We start from the raw sequence: 16,383 nt of genomic DNA on the forward strand, positions 1-16,383 counted from the left end.
ATGGCATCCCCGTCCGTTGCCCCGCGTGGGCTCGCCGACCCGGCCGCGCGCCGCGAGCTGGTCTCCGGATTCGAGGCGACGCCCGGCTCGGGCAAGCCCGACCCGATCCTCGTCGTCGACAACATCGTGCGCCAGTTCGGCGGCATGACCGCCGTCGACGTCCAGCACCTCGAGGTGCAACGGGGGATCATCACCGCGCTGATCGGCCCCAACGGTGCCGGAAAGACGACCTTCTTCAACCTGATCACCGGCTTCGACAAGCCGACCTCGGCCGGCAAGGGCGCGCACTGGGCCTTCGACGGCCGCACCCTCGACAAGACGTCGGCATCGAGCGTGGCGCGGGCCGGCATGGTGCGCACCTTCCAGCTCACCAAGGCGCTCAGCGCCATGACGGTGATCGAGAACATGATGCTCGGCGCCCAGGACCAGGCGGGGGAGAACCTCTTCAAGTCGATGTTCCGCGGCACCTGGCGCAAGCAGGAGCGGGAGATCGAGGCGAAGGCCGACGAGCTGCTCGCGCGGTTCAAGCTCCACGAGAAGAAGGACGACTACGCCGGCAGCCTGTCGGGCGGTCAGCGCAAGCTGCTCGAGATGGCGCGGGCGCTGATGAGCGATCCGAAGATGATCATGCTCGACGAGCCGATGGCGGGCGTGAACCCCGCGCTCACCCAGTCGCTGCTCGGCCACATCCAGAGCCTGCGTGACGAGGGCATGACCGTGCTCTTCGTCGAGCACGACATGCACGTCGTACGCCATATCTCCGACTGGGTGGCGGTGATGGCGGAGGGCCGCCTGGTCGCCGAGGGGCCGGCCGAGTCGGTGATGTCCGACCAGGCCGTGATCGACGCGTACCTCGGTGCGCACCACGACACCGACCTCGGCGACGACGCCCTGCTCTCCGACGAGACGATGGAGGAGCTCGCGGAGCAGGTGGCGGCCGAGGAGGCCGAACGCGAGGCCGAGGAAGAGGCGGAGGGACTGCGATGACCGAGCAGCAGACGGGCGGCACCGCCACCGAGACCCGCACGCCGGTGGTGGAGGCCCGCGACCTGGTCGCCGGCTACCTGCCGGGCGTGAACATCCTCAACGGCTGCAGCCTGCAGGCGTTCCCGGGCGAGATGATCGGCATCATCGGTCCGAACGGCGCCGGCAAGTCGACCCTGCTCAAGGCGATGTTCGGCCTGGTGAAGGTGCACTCCGGCTCGGTGCTGCTGGGCGACCGCGACATCACGAACCTGCGCACCAACCAGCTGGTGGAGATGGGCGTCGGCTTCGTGCCGCAGACCAACAACGTCTTTCCGTCGCTGAGCATCGAGGAGAACCTCCGCATGGGGCTCTTCCTGCGCCCGCGGAAGGTGCGGGAGCGCCTCGACGCGATGTGGGACCTGTTCCCGGTGCTGCACGACCGGCGCAACCAGAGCGCGGGCGCGCTCTCGGGCGGTGAGCGCCAGTCGCTGGCGATGGCCCGCGCGCTGATGATGGAGCCCTCGGTGCTGCTGCTCGACGAGCCGTCGGCCGGCCTGTCGCCGGTGCGCCAGGACGAGACCTTCCTGCGCACCCGGCGGATCAACAAGACCGGGGTCTGTGTGGTGATGGTGGAGCAGAACGCCCGCCGCTGCCTGCAGATCTGCGACCGCGGCTACGTCCTCGACCAGGGCCGCGACGCCTACACCGGCACCGGCCGCGAGCTCGCCAACGACCCCAAGGTCATCGAGCTCTACCTCGGCACCCTGGCCAAGGACGTCGACGACGCGCGCGACCACCCCTCGGCCTGACGGATCCCCGTCGACGCGCTCGGCGGTGACGGTGGTCGAGGAGGCGCGCCCACGGTGGTTGAGGAAGGCGCGCCCCACGGTGGTTGAGGAAGGCGCGCTAGCGCCTGTCTCGAAACCACCTGTCCCGCGTCCGGGAGTGTCGGCGTCCTCCCGGCGGCGTTGATGGTGGTTTCGAGGCTCCTCGCTGATGCTCGTCGCACCTCGACCACCGTCGTTGGAGCACGGTGGTTGAGGAAGGCGCGCCCCACGGTGGTTGAGGAAGGCGCGCTAGCGCCTGTCTCGAAACCACCTGTCCCGCGCGTGCGAGTGCCGGCGTCCTCCCGGTGCCAGGGTGGGTGCGCGTCCTCCTCGTCCAGGGTTCTCGTTCGCCGCTCCGGCCCTTGACGACTCCTCCCGCGCACTCGTTGCCGCCTCTTGGACTGGACGCCGATCCATGGTCGGATCTGGGCCGCGTTGGGCCGCGTTGGGCCGCGTTGGGGCGCCGTGGTTGAGGTGTGAGGGCCGCCAGGCCCGAGCTTCGACACCACCACCGGTGGAGGAGCGCCCCGGTGCCCAGGTCGGTTGGCGGTTCATCAAGGGAGGAGGTCGACGTCGCGCCTCCCTGGCTCAGCTCATCGAGGGAAGCGTGGCCTGACCATCATCCCGTGATGAACCTGCGACCGGTGATGACATGGGCAGTGGGGTGGATCTCAGCGGGAGGTTCGTCGGTCGGCCGACGAACCTCCCGCTCGGACGGCACCACCAAGCAAGAGGCCCCGGACCGAAGTCCGGGGCCTCTCGCAGAACTCAGCGGTGATCAGCAGATCACTTCTGGCCCTCCACGGTGCTGGTGAGCTCGTTCTTGTTGTCGGCGTTGTAGGTGTAGATGCCGACGAACGCCGACGACGGGTCGTTCTCGTCGTCGATCGGGCCGATGCCCGAGGGACCGGCGTACCGGATCTCCTTGTCCTCCCCGAGCAGGGCGACGCAGTCGGCGTAGGTGTTGCACTCCTCGGCGCCGTCCACCGCGCCGGAGACGGCCGCGAAGTTCTTCTGGATCGTCTGCGGGTCGGTGCCGCCACCCCGGACCGCGGCGAGCGCGGCGAGGATCGTGGCGTCGTAGGACTCGGCGCCGTACGCGAAGTCCTTGAGCTTCGTGCCCTCAGCCGCCTCGTACCAGCCGACCAGGCGGTCCTTGAAGCCCTGGTCCGGGTCCGCGCCGGGGATGGTGCCCTGAGCGCCCTCCATGGTGCCCTTGGCGAAGTCCGCGCTGTAGTCCGCGGTGTTGCCGTCGGAGAGGTAGACCTTCGACATGTCCCAACCCTGAGCCTTGAGCTCGGGGATGATCGACTTGGTCTCGTCGAAGGCGAGCACGACGATCGCGTCGGGCTTGGCGGCGAGCACGCCGCTGACCTCGGCGGAGAACGTCGTCTGGCCGGCCGGGAACTCGTCGCCCTGGCCCTTGCAGCCGTAGACGCAGGAGCCGCCGGCACCCTTCACGGTGTCCTCGACCGCGTTCCGCAGGCCGGTGCCGTAGGTGTCGTTGAACACCAGGAAGCCGACCTTCGAGTAGCCGTCGGTCGAGATCAGGGTGCCCAGCGCGTTGCCCTGGACGCCGTCCGGCGGCGCGGTGCGGAAGTACCACGGCGAGTAGCCGGACAGGTCGACGGCGGTGTTGGCCGGGGAGACCTGGACGATCTTGTTGTCGGCGAAGGTGTCGACGACGTTCAGGGACACACTGGAGGACGCGGCGCCGATGACGACGGAGGGCTTGCTCGCGACGAGCGTGCCGGCGGACGCGGTGGAGACCGACATGTCGGTGGAGTCGCCGGAGTCCTGGACGTCGTGGCACGCCTGGGTGCCGTCGACGCCGCCGGCGGCGTTGATGTCCGAGACCGCCAGCCCGACGCCCGAGATCTCCGGCGGGCCGAGGTAGGCCAAGTTGCCGGTGAGCGGCAGGATGCCGCCGACGCGGAGGCTGTCTGCGCTGGTCTGGTTGGCGGCGCACTTGTCGTTGGTGAACGAGTCCGCGGCCGGCGCGGACTCGGAGGCCGACGGAGTGTCGCTGGCGGTTGCCTCGGGCTCGTCGCTCGAGTCGTCGCCGCATGCGGTCAGGACGAAGCTGATCGCGGCTGTGCCCGCCATCAGCCGCACCCAGGTGGCGGTTCTGGATCGATTCACGGGGTGAACCTTTCTGTCGCGTTGATGCACTACACCGCGCCCGTCCTCGAGAGACCGGGCATAGCCCTGCCACCGTAGGACCGGCTACCGGGCAGTGTGATGTACGGCACGTTGTCGTTAGCGAACCGTTACGTCACCGAAACCGTCAACGAAACGCGGCCACGAGCTGTACCAGGACCGGTGCGACGAGCAGTGCCGGGAGCAGGTCCGCGACCGGGATCTCCCGCACCCGCAGCAGCCGGAGGGCCACCCCGACGAGCAGCAGCCCACCGGTCGCGGTGATCGCCGCGAGATGGGCGTCGGGCAGGACGTCGCCGAGCGCGAGGCCGAGCAGCGTGAGGCCGCCCTGGACCACGACGATCGTGATCGCGCTGGCCGCGACGCCCCACCCGAAGGACGCGGCGAAGGCGATCGCGGCGAAGCCGTCGAGCGCGGCCTTGAGGAACAGCTGCTCGGAGCCGTTGCCGAGCCCGTCGTCGAGCGACCCCAGGATCGTCAGCGGCCCCGTGCAGAAGACCAGCGAGGAGACCACGAAACCTTCGACGAAGCGGTGCCGCTCCACCGAGCTCGCCCCGCCCGAGAGCCGGCGCTGCAGCCAGCCGCCGAACCACTCCACCCGCGACTCCAGGCGCAGCAGCGAGCCGACGATCCCGCCGACGAGCAGCGAACCCAGCACGACGAGCATCGGGGCGCTGTCACCGATCGTGTCGGAGAGGTCGTCGTCGAGCACGGCCATCGCCGACGTACCCGCGATCAGCAGGGTCACCAACCCTAGTGCGTCGGTGACGACGTCGCGAGTGCGCACCGGGAGCCGATTGCCGAGAAGCACGCCGATCGTGCTGCCGATCAGCACGGTGGCGACGTTCACGACGGTGCCGATACCGGGGATCACGGGACTCCTCTGACATCACGGGGAGGCTGAGCGTAGTCTCTACCGGTGGAGCCGCGACCGGGGGACAGGAGACGCGGCAGGCCTGAGAGGTCGGAATAGGCATGTCGCGATGAGCCGCTTGCTGGTGTCGCTGCGCTCGGTGACCCCCGAGGACGCCGCCCATCTCGCCGAGGTGTGGGGCGACGTGATCCGCAGGGCCGGTCCCGAGGACCAGGTCGCCGACATGGAGGCCGTGATCGCCACGGTCCTGGACTCCGACGATCAGCGCATCGTCGTCGCCGAGTACGACGGCGAGTTCGCCGGCGCCGTCCATCTCGAGCGCACCACGATGTCGGCGCTCAACCTCGAGCCCGTGGTCCGCGCGCTGTCGCCGCACGTGCTCGTGGCCCACCGGCGGCGCGGGGTCGGCACCGCGCTGATGGAGGCCGCGGTCGCCTGGGCCGAGGAGCTCGGCATCGCGCACGTCGCGACCGCGGCCGTCGCGGGCTCCCGGGACGCCAACCGCTTCATGGCCCGGATCGCGCTCGGACCGTACGCCGTGCTGCGGGTCGCCACGACCCACGCGGTGCGCGGACGGCTCAGCGCGCACCGTCGCCCGGCCGCCGCGGGCGGTCGCCAGCTCACCCAGGTGCTCGCCGCCCGCCGCTCGCTACGCCGCAGCCGGGCGGGGGCCGAGGGCTGATCGCGGCCACGGGGTTTCGGCTGCTGGCAGCCGAAACCCGCGAGACGCGCCGACGCGCACCGGCGTGTCGCCCGGGTCCTGGCTGCTGACAGCCAAGACCCGCAGCACCACTCACCCCGCGTACCGCTCCCGCGGCATCAGCGCGCAGGTGATCCGCGAGGTGCACACGCGCTTGCCGCGCTCGTCGGTGACCACCACCTCGTACGTCGCGGTCGTGCGGCCGAGGTGGATCGCGGTGGCCGTGCCGGTGACCGTGCCGGAGGTCGCCGAGCGGTGGTGGGTGGCGTTGATCTCGATGCCCACCGACAGCCGGTCGGGGTGGGCGTGGATCGCGGAGCCGACCGAGCCGAGGGTCTCCGCGAGCACCACCGAGGCGCCGCCGTGGAGCAGCCCGTAGGGCTGGGTGTTGCCCTCGATCGGCATCGTCGCGACCACGCGCTCGGCCGAGAGCTCGGTCAGCCGGATGCCCATCTTGTGGTTGAGCCCGCCCATGCCCTCGGGCATCGCGGCGATGTAGTCGTCGATGCTCAGCGGGTCCGCGTCGGGGGTGGTCATGGTGCCATCCTGCCCGTCGGTGGCCGCCGCTAGAGTCGCAGGGTGCCACGCCTGCTGCTGCTCGACGGTCACTCGCTCGCCTACCGTGCGTTCTTCGCGCTGCCGGTGGAGAACTTCTCCACGACGACCGGACAGCACACCAACGCCGTCTACGGCTTCACCTCGATGCTGATCAACGTGCTGCGCGACGAGCAGCCCACCCATGTGGGGGTGGCCTTCGACGTGTCGCGGCAGACCTTCCGCCTGGAGCAGTACTCCGAGTACAAGGCGAAGCGCAACAAGACGCCGTCCGAGTTCAGCAGCCAGCTGCCGCTGATCGAGGAGGTGCTCGACGCGCTCAACATCCCGTTCCTGAAGAAGGACGGCTACGAGGCCGACGACATCATCGCCACCCTGGTCACCCAGGCCCTCGACGACCCGGAGATGGAGGTGCTGATCCTCACCGGCGACCGCGACTCGCTCCAGCTCGTGACCGACCGCTCCACCGTCCTCTACCCGATGCGCGGGGTCTCCGACCTGGCCCGGATGACTCCGGCCGCCGTCGAGGAGAAGTACGGCGTCCCGCCGGCCCGCTACCCCGAGCTCGCGGCGATCGTGGGGGAGACCTCCGACAACCTGCCCGGCGTCCCCGGTGTCGGCCAGGGCTTCGCCGCGAGGTGGATCAATCAGTACGACGGCCTCGACAACGTCATCGCCCACGCCGACGAGATCACCGGCAAGAAGGGCGAGGCGCTGCGCGAGCACCTCGGCGACGTGATCCGCAACCGTCAGCTCAACGCCCTGGTGCGCGACCTGCCGCTGGACAAGGCCCCGGCCGACCTGGCCGTGCGCCCCTGGGACCGCCAGGAGGTGCACACGCTCTTCGACGGGCTCGAGTTCCGGGTGCTGCGCGACCGGCTCTTCGAGACCCTCACCTCCGAGGAGGAGATCGACGACTCCGGCTTCGAGCTCGCCGGGTCCGTGCTCGCCGCGGGCCAGGTGGCCGGCTGGCTCGCCGAGCACGCCGCGAGTGGCGATCGGGTCGGGCTGCACCTGACCGGCCGTTGGGGCTCGGGCACCGGCGACGTCGACTCCCTCGCCCTCGCGACCCCGGCCGGCGCCGCGGCGTGGGTCTCGGCGGAGAGCCTCGACCCTGCCGACCAGGCCGCGCTCGGTGCCTGGCTCGCCGACGCCGACCGCCCCAAGGTGCTGCACGACGCGAAGGGCCCGATGCTCGCGCTCGCGGCCTGGGGGCTGCCGCTGGCCGGTCTGGCCCGCGACACCGCGCTCTCGGCGTACCTCGCCCGGCCCGATCAACGGTCCTACGACCTCGCCGACCTGACGGTCCGCTACCTCAAGCGTGAGCTCAAGCAGGGTGGCGCCGACGACGGCCAGCTCAGCCTGGGCCTGGAGACCGAGTCGGCCGGCGAGGTCGAGATGCTCCACGCGCGGGCGGTGCTCGACCTGGCCGCCGCGCTCGACGACGAGCTCGAGGAGCGCGGCGGCACCCGGCTGCTCGCCGAGGTCGAGCTCCCACTGGTCGACCTGCTCGCCGACATGGAGCGCACCGGCATCGCCGTCGACGTCGACCACCTGCAGAGCCTGGAGCAGCACTTCGCCGCCGAGGTGCGCAAGGCCGCCGACGACGCGTACGCCGTCATCGGCAAGGAGATCAACCTCGGCTCGCCCAAGCAGCTCCAGGTGGTGCTCTTCGACGAGCTCGGGATGCCCAAGACCAAGCGCACCAAGACCGGCTACACCACCGACGCCGACGCGCTCCAGGCGCTCTACGTGAAGACCGAGCACCCGTTCCTGCTCCACCTGCTCCGGCACCGCGACGTGATCCGGCTGCGGCAGACCATCGAGGGCCTGCTCAAGACGGTCGCGAGCGACGGGCGCATCCACACCACGTTCAACCAGACGATCGCTGCGACCGGCCGGCTCTCCAGTACCGACCCCAACCTGCAGAACATCCCGATCCGCACCGAGGAGGGCCGGCGGATCCGGGAGGCCTTCGTCGTCGGGCAGGGCGCGGCCGGCGGCGAGTACGAGTCGCTGATGACCGCCGACTACAGCCAGATCGAGATGCGGATCATGGCCCACCTGTCCGAGGACGACCTGCTCATCGAGGCGTTCAAGTCGGGGCGCGACTTTCACTCGATCACCGCCGCCCGGGTCTTCGACGTGCCGGCCGACGACGTCAGCGTCGAGATGCGCGCCAAGATCAAGGCGATGAACTACGGCCTCGCCTACGGTCTCTCGGCGTTCGGGCTCGGCCAGCAGCTCGGCATCGACCCGGGGGAGGCGCGCGGGCTGATGGACGAGTACTTCCAGACCTTCGGTGGCATCCGCGACTACCTCGCGGGCGTGGTCGAGGAGGCCCGCAAGACCGGCTTCACCGAGACCATCATGGGCCGGCGCCGCTACCTGCCCGACCTGACCAGCGACAACCGGCAGCGCCGCGAGATGGCCGAGCGGATGGCGCTCAACGCGCCCATCCAGGGCTCCGCGGCCGACCTGATCAAGGTCGCCATGCTCAACGTCGACCGCACCATCGCCGAGGCCGGTCTGAGGTCCCGGATGCTGTTGCAGGTCCACGACGAGCTCGTGTTCGAGGTCGCTGCCGGCGAGCAGGAGGCGCTGGAGACCCTGGTGCGCGAGCAGATGGGCGGTGCGGCCGAGCTCGCCGTGCCGCTCGACGTCTCCGTCGGCTTCGGCCGCAGCTGGCACGAAGCCGCGCACTGAGGCGACGCCGCCGTCGGCGGTCGGTGGTGAGCAGGCAACCGGGTCGTGCCGGAAGGGGTTGCTGGCTCACCGCTGGTGGGGGTGGTCGGTGGTCGGCGGTGAGCAGGCAACCGGATCCGATGCCGGAAGGGTTGCTGGCTCACCGCTGGTGAGTCGGTCGGCTACCTCTCTGCCGGCCGGACGACGCGCAGGCTGACCACCAGCAGCACGGCGAGGAGGGCGGCGTCGGTGCAGGTCACGACGGTCAGCAGCCCGCGCAGCGAGGAGCAGGTGAGCCCGACGCCGACCATGACGGCCAGGGCCGCCCAGACCAGGTAGACCGAGCGTCGTCCCTGGCGGGCCAGCACCGAGTAGACCAGCAGCTGCAGCATCGCGAGCACGATGCCGAGCAGCGCGAAGATCCACAGGTGATCGCCGATCTCGCGGTAGTCGCTGCCGCCGACGAACACCAGTGCGAGGTCGGGTAGCAGGGCGGCGCCGAGCACGACGAGCAGGCCGATCGCGAGCACCAGACTCAGGCTCGCGGTCAGCGCTCGGCGGGCCTGGCCGATCGTCGCCATCGACGGGAACGCGACGACGACCACGAACTGGGGAAGGAACAGCACGGCCTTCGTCAGGATCAGGCCGCCGGCGTACAGGCCGGCGTCGTGCGGGTCGAGCACGTTGCGCGCGACGACGATGTCGGCGTTGGAGAGCGCGAAGAACGCCAACAGGGTCTGGGAGTTGTGCAGGATCTCCCGCATCACGTTGCGGAAGCCGTGGTCCGCCGAGCCCGCGCCGACGTCCCGCGGGCGCCGGAGGAACCACCAGCCCGCGACCACCGGAGCGCAGGCACCGAGGCCGACGCCGACCAGCGCCACCGTCTCGGTGGGCTGCCACAGGATCAGCGCGGTGCCGATGACCAGTCGGGGGACCCCGCTCAGCAGGTAGACCACCGACAGCGCACCCCAGCGCCGCTCGCCCTGCAGGACGCCGGCCTGCCCGCCCATCACGGTGAACGGGATCGACACCACCGAGATCAGCGCCGCCGTGGCCAGGCTCTCGAGCCGGAGCACCTGGTTGAGCACGGGCGTGAGCACCAGCAGCACGACACCGAGGCCCAGTGCGGCCCGGTAGGTCACGCCGAGGACCGTCTTCTCGATCTGCGCCACGTGCTCGGGCTCCGCGGCGATGCGCCGTGCGGCCGTCGCCTGGAGGCCGAGCTGGAGCACCGCGATCACCAGCAGGGCGGCCATCAGGGACGCGAAGGCGCCGTAGGACCGCGGCCCGAGCAGCCGCGCGGCGATCATCGTGAAGGCGTACGTCGCGACGTTCATAACGCCCATCGCGATCGCGATCGAGCCGCCGCCGCGGAAGACGGCGGCCAGCCGGTGCGACGCGACACTCACGGGAGGGAAGCGTAGGCGACGCGGCCGCGCTCGCCGTACCGCGCCCTGGGCCGGGATCCTCCTAGACTCACCGCCGTGACCACCGCCGCCGCGCTCGCGCGCTCCATGCGCCCGCGCCAGTGGGTCAAGAACGTGCTGGTGGTCGCCGCCCCGCTGGCAGCCGGCGACATCGGCGAGCCGGGGGTGCTCGGCGCCACGCTCGTGGCCTTCGTGTCCTTCTGCCTCGCGTCGTCGGCCGTCTACCTCGTCAACGACTGCGTCGACCGGGAGGCCGACCGCGCCCACCCCCGCAAGCGGCACCGCCCGATCGCTGCCGGCGAGCTGTCGGTGACCACCGCCGTCGCGACCGCCGTCCTGCTCACCGTGTCGGCGGCCGCGCTCGCGCTGACGACGACGTGGCAGCTCGTCGCCCTGGTGCTCGCGTACGTCGCCGTGCAGCTGGTCTACTCGGCCTGGCTCAAGCACGAGCCGGTGATCGACCTGCTCCTGGTCGCGGCGGGGTTCCTGATGCGCGCCGTCGCGGGTGGCCTCGCCGCGTCGCTGGAGATCTCCGACTGGTTCCTGCTCGTCGCCGGGTTCGGCTCCCTCTTCATGGTGGCCGGCAAGCGCTACTCCGAGCTGCACACGCTCGGCAGCGAGGCGGGCACCCGCCGCTCGCTGGTGCGCTACACCGCGTCGTACCTCCGGTTCGTGTGGAGCGCCGCGGCCGCGGTCACCATCGCCGGCTACAGCCTCTGGGCGTTCGGCAACTCGAACGCCGGGCAGCTGCTGCCGTGGCACGCGCTTTCGATCATCCCGTTCGTCGGTGCGCTGCTGCGCTACGCCGTCGACATCGACGCGGGCACCGCCGCCGAGCCGGAGGACATCGTCTGGCGCGACCGGGTTCTCCAGGGGATCGGCGTGGTCTGGCTGGTGCTCCTCACGGTCGGCGTCCTCGATGGCTGAGCCCGCGACCGACGTCGTGCTGACCGGCTGGGGCCGGACCGCCCCGACGGCCGCGTCCCTGCGCCGGGCCGACGCCAGCGGCGTCGCGCGGCTGCTGCGCGACGCCGGGCCGCGCGGCCTGATCGCCCGCGGGCTCGGGCGCTCGTACGGCGACCCCGCGCAGAACGCCGGTGGGGACGTCCTCGCGCCGCTGCCCGGCTGGATCGACGAGCCCGGGCCGGACGGATCGGTACGGGTCTCGGCCGGCACCAGCCTGCACGACCTGATGCGGCACCTGCTGCCGCGCGGCCGGTTCGTGCCCGTCACCCCCGGAACGCGCTACGTGAGCGTCGGCGGCGCGATCGCCGCCGACGTACACGGCAAGGGCCACCACGTCACCGGCAGCTTCGGCGAGCAGGTCGTCTCCCTCGACCTGGTGCTGCCCGACGGCACCACCCGGACCGTGGGCCCGGACACCGACCCTGACCTGTACTGGGCGACCGTCGGCGGCATGGGGCTCACCGGGGTGATCGTGGCCGCGGTGCTGCGCACGATCCCGGTCGAGAGCGGCTACCTCACCGTCACCACGCAGCGGCTCCCCGACCTCGACGCCGTGCTGCGGGAGATGGCCGAGGGCGACGCCCGCTTCGGGTACTCCGTCGCGTGGATCGACACCGAGGCACGAGGCCGATCCCTGGGCCGGTCGGTGCTCTCGCGCGGCGACCACGCGCGCCGCGACCAGCTGTCCGGCCGCGCCGCCCGGGACCCGCTCGCGCTCCCGCGCGACCCCCGGCTGACGGTGCCGCTCACCCCGCCGACCTCGCTGGTGAGGGCCGCGACGGTCCGCGCGTTCAACGAGCTGTGGTTCCGCAAGGCGCCCCGCTGGCGGAGCGACGAGCTGCAGGACGTCTCCGCGTTCTTCCACCCGCTCGACGGCGTCGCCGGCTGGAACCGGCTCTACGGCCCGCGCGGCTTCGTGCAGTACCAGTTCGCCGTCCCCGAGGCGCACGCCGACGTCGTGCGCCGCATCCTCGAGCGGCTCGCGGCCGACCGGCACCCGACCTTCCTGGCGGTGCTCAAGAGGTTCGGTCCGGGCAGCCCCGGCTGGCTGTCCTTCCCGCGGGCTGGGTGGACGCTCGCCGTCGACACCCCGGCGCGGCCGGACCTGGCCGACCTCCTCGCCGGCCTGGACGAGCAGGTGGTCGCGGCGGGCGGTCGGGTCTACCTCGCCAAGGACGCCCGGCTGCGACCTGAGATCGTCGACGCGATGTACCCGCGCGCGAGCGACTTCCGTGAGCTCCGGGCCCGGCTGGACCCGCAGCGCCGCCTCCAGTCCGACCTCGCCCGCCGCCTCCACCTCTGACCCCGACCCGACCGTGATCCCGACCCGACGAGAGGCACCCATGATCAACGCGCTCGGCCGGCCGCAGACCGTCCTTCTCCTGGGCGGGACCAGCGACATCGCCCTCGCCCTGGCCCGGTCGTGGGCCCACGAGCCCGGCCTGTACGTCGTGCTGGCGGCCCGTCCGGGCCCGCGCCGCGACGCGGCCGCCGCGGAGCTCGAGCAGCTCGGGTGCGTCGTGGAGCCCATCGACTTCGAAGCGACCGACACCGCCCGGCACCCGGCGCTCGTCGAGTCGGTCGCGCCCGGCCGTGACATCGACGTGGCGGTGGTCGCCTTCGGGGTGCTCGGCGACGAGGAGCGGGCCTGGCAGGACCACGAGACCGCGGTCCACCTGGCCGAGGTCAACTACGTCGCGCCCGTCAGCGTCGGCGTCTGCCTGGCCGACCGGCTGCGCCGCCAGGGCCACGGGGTGATCGTCGCGCTCTCGTCGGTCGCGGGGGAGCGGGTGCGGCGCTCGAACTTCGCCTACGGCGCGTCGAAGGCGGGCATGGACGGCTTCTATCTCGGCCTCGGCGAGGCGCTGCGCGGCAGCGGCGCCCGGGTGCTCGTGGTCCGGCCGGGCTTCGTGCACACCAAGATGACGGCCGGTCGCGACGCCGCACCGCTGTCGGTGAGCGCCGAGCAGGTCGCGAGCGCGGTGACCAAGGCGGTCGCCTCGGGCGATGACCTGATCTGGGTGCCGGCCGCGATGCGCGGGGTCATGTCCGGCCTGCGGCACGTGCCGCGCTCGCTCTTCCGCCGGCTGCCGATCTGACCATGGGTCCGACCGTGCGGCGTCTCCTCCCGGACCTGTGGGCGGTGCTGCTCGCCGTGCTCCTGCTCGGGCCCGCGCTCGGGGCGGGCTACCTGCTGACCTACGACATGGTCTGGGTGCCCGACCTCGCGGTGCGCGGCGACTTCCTCGGGCTCGGGCCGGCGCTGCCCCGGGCGGTCCCCTCCGACCTGGTGGTGGCGCTCGCCGACGAGGTCGTGCCCGGCATGCTGCTGCAGAAGGCGGTGCTGCTCGGCTGCCTGGCCGCGGGCGGCCTCGGCGCCGCCCGCCTGGCCGGCCCGGGCCTGGTGGCGCGCTCGGTCGCCGTCAGCGTCGCGGTGTGGAGCCCGTTCGTCGTCGAGCGGCTGTGGATCGGGCACTGGCCGGTGCTGCTGTGTTGGGCGGCGCTGCCGTGGCTGGTGCTGGCGGGGGCTCGGTTCCGAGACGAGTCGCGGGTCGGCGCCGCGCTGCCGCTCCTGCTGCTGGTCGGGTCGCTGAGCGCGAACGCCGGGGTGATGTCGGCCGCGGTCCTGCTCGCGGTCGCCGCCACCCGCCGGCGCCGGCCCCTCGCGACGCTGCTCGTGCTGGTCGGTGCCGCCAACGCGCCCTGGGTCGTCGCCGGGCTCCTGCACGCCTCCGATGCGACGTCGGACTCGACCGGCTCGGTCTTCGCCCTGAACGGCGACGGGCTCCCCGCGCCGCTGGCGGCCCTCACCCTCGGCGGGATCTGGAACGCCCAGGTCGTGCCGGGCAGCCGCGACGTGCTCGCGCTCGGGATCGTCGCGACCGGGCTGCTGGCCGCCGCGGCGGCGTACGGCCTGCGCCCGGCGTGGCGGCGGCTCGGCGCCCGCACCTGCGGTGCGCTGGCCGGCCTCTGGGTCGCGGGCTACCTGCTGGCCGTGCTCACCTGGCTCGCGCCGGACGCCATCGGCTGGCTGGCGGCCCACGTGCCGGGCGGCGGGCTGCTCCGCGACGGTGCCCGCTGGCTCGCCCTGTGCGTGCCGCTCGTGGTGGTGCTGGTCGCCGCGGGCTGCGAGCGCCTGGTCCGGAGACTGCGGATCCCCGGGCTGCGACCGGTGGTGGCGATCGGTGCGGTGCTGGCGCCGCTGGCGCTGCTGCCCGGCGCGGCCTGGGGCCTCCTCGGGACGATGGCTCCCGCGGACTATCCCGACGACTATGCCGCGGCCCGCGCCGCGCTGAGCGAGCGTCCCGACGGGGACCTGCTGGTGCTGCCCTTCAGCGGCTTCCGCGCACCCGCCTGGAACCACGGCCGCACGGTCCTCGACCCGCTGCCGCGCTACCTCCAGCCCGACTACGTCGTCAACGACGAGCTCGCGGTCGACTCGCTCGTGCTCGCCGGCGAGGACCCGCGGACGCCGCAGGTGTACGCCGCGCTCGCACTGCCGACCGAGGTGGCGCGCTCGGCAGCGCTGACGAGACTGGGCATCGCGATGGTCGCCCGCGAGCACGGCGTGCCGGCGCTGCCGACGCAGGACGCCCCACTCGCGGGCGTGGTGCTGCACGACGGTCCCGACGTCGAGGTGGTCCGCCTGGCGGGGTCCGTCGACGTGCGGGAGCCCTCCGCCGGGTGGGTCGCGGCGGTCACGGTGGCCTGGTCCGCGTACACCGGCCTGCTCGTCGCGGCCGGGTGGAACACGTTCCGGTTACGGCGCTCCGGAATCCGGTCTTCCGCTCGGGGCAGGTGATACGGTCTGCGCCGAGAGGGAGGAACCCCACGTGCAAGCTTTTCTCATCACCTGCGTGAGCCTGCTGGTCGGCGGCGGCCTCGCCGGCGCCACGATCGTCGGGGTCGTCAACAACCAGACCGCGGCCCCCTCCCAGTCGCCCGGCGACTCCACCAACCCGTCGCTGGTCTACGGCCAGACGGAGTAGTGCCCCGGGCCCGCTGACCGGTCAACGGGCGGAGCGCACGCCCTCCTCGGGGAGGTCCTGGTCGGTGACCAGCTCACCGCGGATCGCCGCGGCGACGACGTGGGCGAACGCCGACTGGGAGTGACCCCAGGTGAAGCCCTCGCTGTGCCGCAGTGCGCCGTCGGCGAGTCGGCGCCGGAGCCCGGCGTCCTCCAGCACGGCGCGCAGCGCGGCGGTGAACCCGGCGCGGTCGTCGGCGAGCAGTCCTGAGACGCCGTCGATGATCGACTCCCGGGTGCCGCCGGCGTCGGCGTAGGCGACCGTCGGCGTGCCGTGCGCGGCCGCCTCCCCGACGACCAGGCCCCAGCCCTCCTTGAGGGAGGGCAGCGCCATCACCCAGGACTCCGCGTAGATCTCCTGCTTGCGGACCTCGGAGACATGACCCTCGAAGACCACGATCCCGCGCTCGAGCAGCGCTCGCGCGTGGTCGTGCAGCTCGCCCTCCCACCAGCCGCTGCCGACGATGCGCAGCCGCAGGTCGGGGTGGTCGACGGCCAGCTCGGCCGCCGCGTCGATGGCGTGCTCGACCTGCTTGTGCGGCACCAGCCGGCCGACGACGCAGACGGTCGGTGCGGGGCTCTTGTCGACCTCGACCGGCACCACCGGGTCGGTGCCGTTGTGCACGACCGCGACCCGGGGGCCGGTCACGCCGAGCCCGCGCAGCTCCGCGCGGGTGGCCCGCGAGACGGCGACGTACTGGTCGCGCCGGTAGACCCAGGGCGCGAGGCGCCGCTCGACCCACCACCCGAACCGGCCGGTGAGACCGGGGTAGACCACGGGCCACTGCTCGCGGTGCACGTGGTGCACGAGCACGACGACCGGCCTGCGGGTGACCAGCCGGGAGAAGAACGGCAGCCCGTTCTGCACGTCGACCACGACGTCGACCGGTCCGAGCTCGCGGCGCAGCAGCGCCCACATCCCCCGCGCGTAGACCGAGAGCTTCGTCCCGCGGCGGACGAACCGGATCCCGTCGATGGTCTCGTCGGGGGCCGCGCCGGAGTGGGCGACGCAGAAGATCGTGACCGAGCAGCCCCGCTCCACCAGGCCCGCGGCGACCTTCTCGAGGTACCTCTCGGCGCCGCCGCCCTCGGGGTTGCGGGTGTCGCGCCAGCTCAGGAAGACGACGCGGCGGCCGGTCAGCTCGTCGGCGTCGGAGGTCGGCACTCGGCGAGGTTACTACCGAGTCACTCCTCGG

General features: G+C 72.3%; 14 protein-coding genes. 9 read left to right on the forward strand and 5 right to left on the reverse strand.

From position 1 onward, the window contains the following. A complete protein-coding gene (locus KM427_RS11340) occupies positions 1-987 on the forward strand; it encodes an ABC transporter ATP-binding protein (RefSeq protein WP_183590329.1) in 987 nt (328 codons plus the stop codon). Beyond that, the gene (locus KM427_RS11345) at positions 984-1,775 is read left to right on the forward strand and encodes an ABC transporter ATP-binding protein (RefSeq protein ID WP_183590328.1); all 792 of its coding nucleotides are present in this window, start codon (positions 984-986) and stop codon (positions 1,773-1,775) included. The genes KM427_RS11340 and KM427_RS11345 overlap by 4 nt, the downstream gene beginning before the upstream one ends. Before the next feature lie 804 nt (positions 1,776-2,579). Here the strand turns inward: KM427_RS11345 and KM427_RS11350 are convergent. Then, positions 2,580-3,935, reverse strand: a complete 1,356-nt coding sequence (locus KM427_RS11350) for an ABC transporter substrate-binding protein (RefSeq protein WP_215527245.1) — start codon at positions 3,933-3,935, stop codon at positions 2,580-2,582. Positions 3,936-4,080: 145 nt separating this feature from the next. Further along, on the reverse strand, positions 4,081-4,827 hold the full coding sequence (locus KM427_RS11355; protein ID WP_215527246.1) for a DUF554 domain-containing protein: 747 nt from the start codon (positions 4,825-4,827) through the stop codon (positions 4,081-4,083). A gap of 109 nt (positions 4,828-4,936) precedes the next feature. Between KM427_RS11355 and KM427_RS11360 the strand changes: the two genes are divergently transcribed. Beyond that, positions 4,937-5,509, forward strand: coding sequence for a GNAT family N-acetyltransferase (locus KM427_RS11360; RefSeq protein WP_215527247.1), 573 nt, complete (start codon positions 4,937-4,939; stop codon positions 5,507-5,509). A 111-nt stretch (positions 5,510-5,620) separates the two neighbouring features. Here the strand turns inward: KM427_RS11360 and KM427_RS11365 are convergent, their stop codons facing one another. Continuing rightward, entirely contained in the window at positions 5,621-6,064 is a 444-nt protein-coding gene (locus KM427_RS11365) for a PaaI family thioesterase (protein WP_215527248.1), read from the reverse strand. Between the two features lie 42 nt (positions 6,065-6,106). On the opposite strand from KM427_RS11365, the gene polA reads away from it, so the two are divergent. Then, complete coding sequence (polA, locus tag KM427_RS11370) at positions 6,107-8,788, forward strand: DNA polymerase I (RefSeq protein WP_183590324.1); 2,682 nt, start codon at positions 6,107-6,109, stop codon at positions 8,786-8,788. 161 nt (positions 8,789-8,949) lie between these two features. Here the strand turns inward: polA and KM427_RS11375 are convergent, their stop codons facing one another. Continuing rightward, the gene (locus KM427_RS11375) at positions 8,950-10,176 is read right to left on the reverse strand and encodes a lipopolysaccharide biosynthesis protein (protein WP_252275284.1); all 1,227 of its coding nucleotides are present in this window, start codon (positions 10,174-10,176) and stop codon (positions 8,950-8,952) included. 75 nt (positions 10,177-10,251) lie between these two features. Between KM427_RS11375 and KM427_RS11380 the strand changes: the two genes are divergently transcribed. The 5 genes from KM427_RS11380 to KM427_RS25720 are packed head-to-tail and all read left to right on the forward strand — an operon-like array spanning position 10,252 to position 15,149. Continuing rightward, positions 10,252-11,121, forward strand: a complete 870-nt coding sequence (locus KM427_RS11380; RefSeq protein ID WP_252275287.1) for a decaprenyl-phosphate phosphoribosyltransferase — start codon at positions 10,252-10,254, stop codon at positions 11,119-11,121. Next, positions 11,114-12,463, forward strand: a complete 1,350-nt coding sequence (gene dprE1, locus KM427_RS11385) for an FAD-binding protein (RefSeq protein ID WP_215527249.1) — start codon at positions 11,114-11,116, stop codon at positions 12,461-12,463. The genes KM427_RS11380 and dprE1 overlap by 8 nt, the downstream gene beginning before the upstream one ends. Positions 12,464-12,503: 40 nt before the next feature. Then, positions 12,504-13,259: a decaprenylphospho-beta-D-erythro-pentofuranosid-2-ulose 2-reductase gene (dprE2, locus tag KM427_RS11390; protein ID WP_215527250.1), complete on the forward strand. Its 756-nt coding sequence runs from the start codon at positions 12,504-12,506 to the stop codon at positions 13,257-13,259. Positions 13,260-13,273: 14 nt separating this feature from the next. Then, on the forward strand, positions 13,274-14,962 hold the full coding sequence (locus KM427_RS11395; RefSeq protein WP_215527251.1) for an MmpA family trehalose lipid delivery protein: 1,689 nt from the start codon (positions 13,274-13,276) through the stop codon (positions 14,960-14,962). A 55-nt stretch (positions 14,963-15,017) separates the two neighbouring features. Beyond that, positions 15,018-15,149 carry a hypothetical protein gene (locus KM427_RS25720; protein WP_286674385.1) on the forward strand — a complete coding sequence of 44 codons (132 nt, stop codon included), beginning with the start codon at positions 15,018-15,020 and terminating at the stop codon, positions 15,147-15,149. A gap of 21 nt (positions 15,150-15,170) precedes the next feature. On the opposite strand, the gene KM427_RS11400 is transcribed toward KM427_RS25720, so the two are convergent. Then, a complete protein-coding gene (locus KM427_RS11400; RefSeq protein WP_215527252.1) occupies positions 15,171-16,352 on the reverse strand; it encodes a glycosyltransferase family 4 protein in 1,182 nt (393 codons plus the stop codon). Positions 16,353-16,383 lie beyond the last annotated feature (31 nt).

This window comes from Nocardioides sp. LMS-CY, from assembly GCF_018732145.1.
GTDB lineage: Bacteria > Actinomycetota > Actinomycetes > Propionibacteriales > Nocardioidaceae > Nocardioides > Nocardioides soli.

Bases quoted from the DNA above. Each gene is read 5' to 3' on its own strand.
- KM427_RS11340 (WP_183590329.1), top strand. From the start codon at position 1: ATGGCATCCCCGTCCGTTGCCCCGCGTGGGCTCGCCGACCCGGCCGCG.
- KM427_RS11345 (WP_183590328.1), top strand. From the start codon at position 984: ATGACCGAGCAGCAGACGGGCGGCACCGCCACCGAGACCCGCACGCCG.
- KM427_RS11360 (WP_215527247.1), top strand. From the start codon at position 4,937: ATGAGCCGCTTGCTGGTGTCGCTGCGCTCGGTGACCCCCGAGGACGCC.
- KM427_RS11365 (WP_215527248.1), bottom strand. From the start codon at position 6,064: ATGACCACCCCCGACGCGGACCCGCTGAGCATCGACGACTACATCGCC.
- dprE1 (WP_215527249.1), top strand. From the start codon at position 11,114: ATGGCTGAGCCCGCGACCGACGTCGTGCTGACCGGCTGGGGCCGGACC.
- dprE2 (WP_215527250.1), top strand. From the start codon at position 12,504: ATGATCAACGCGCTCGGCCGGCCGCAGACCGTCCTTCTCCTGGGCGGG.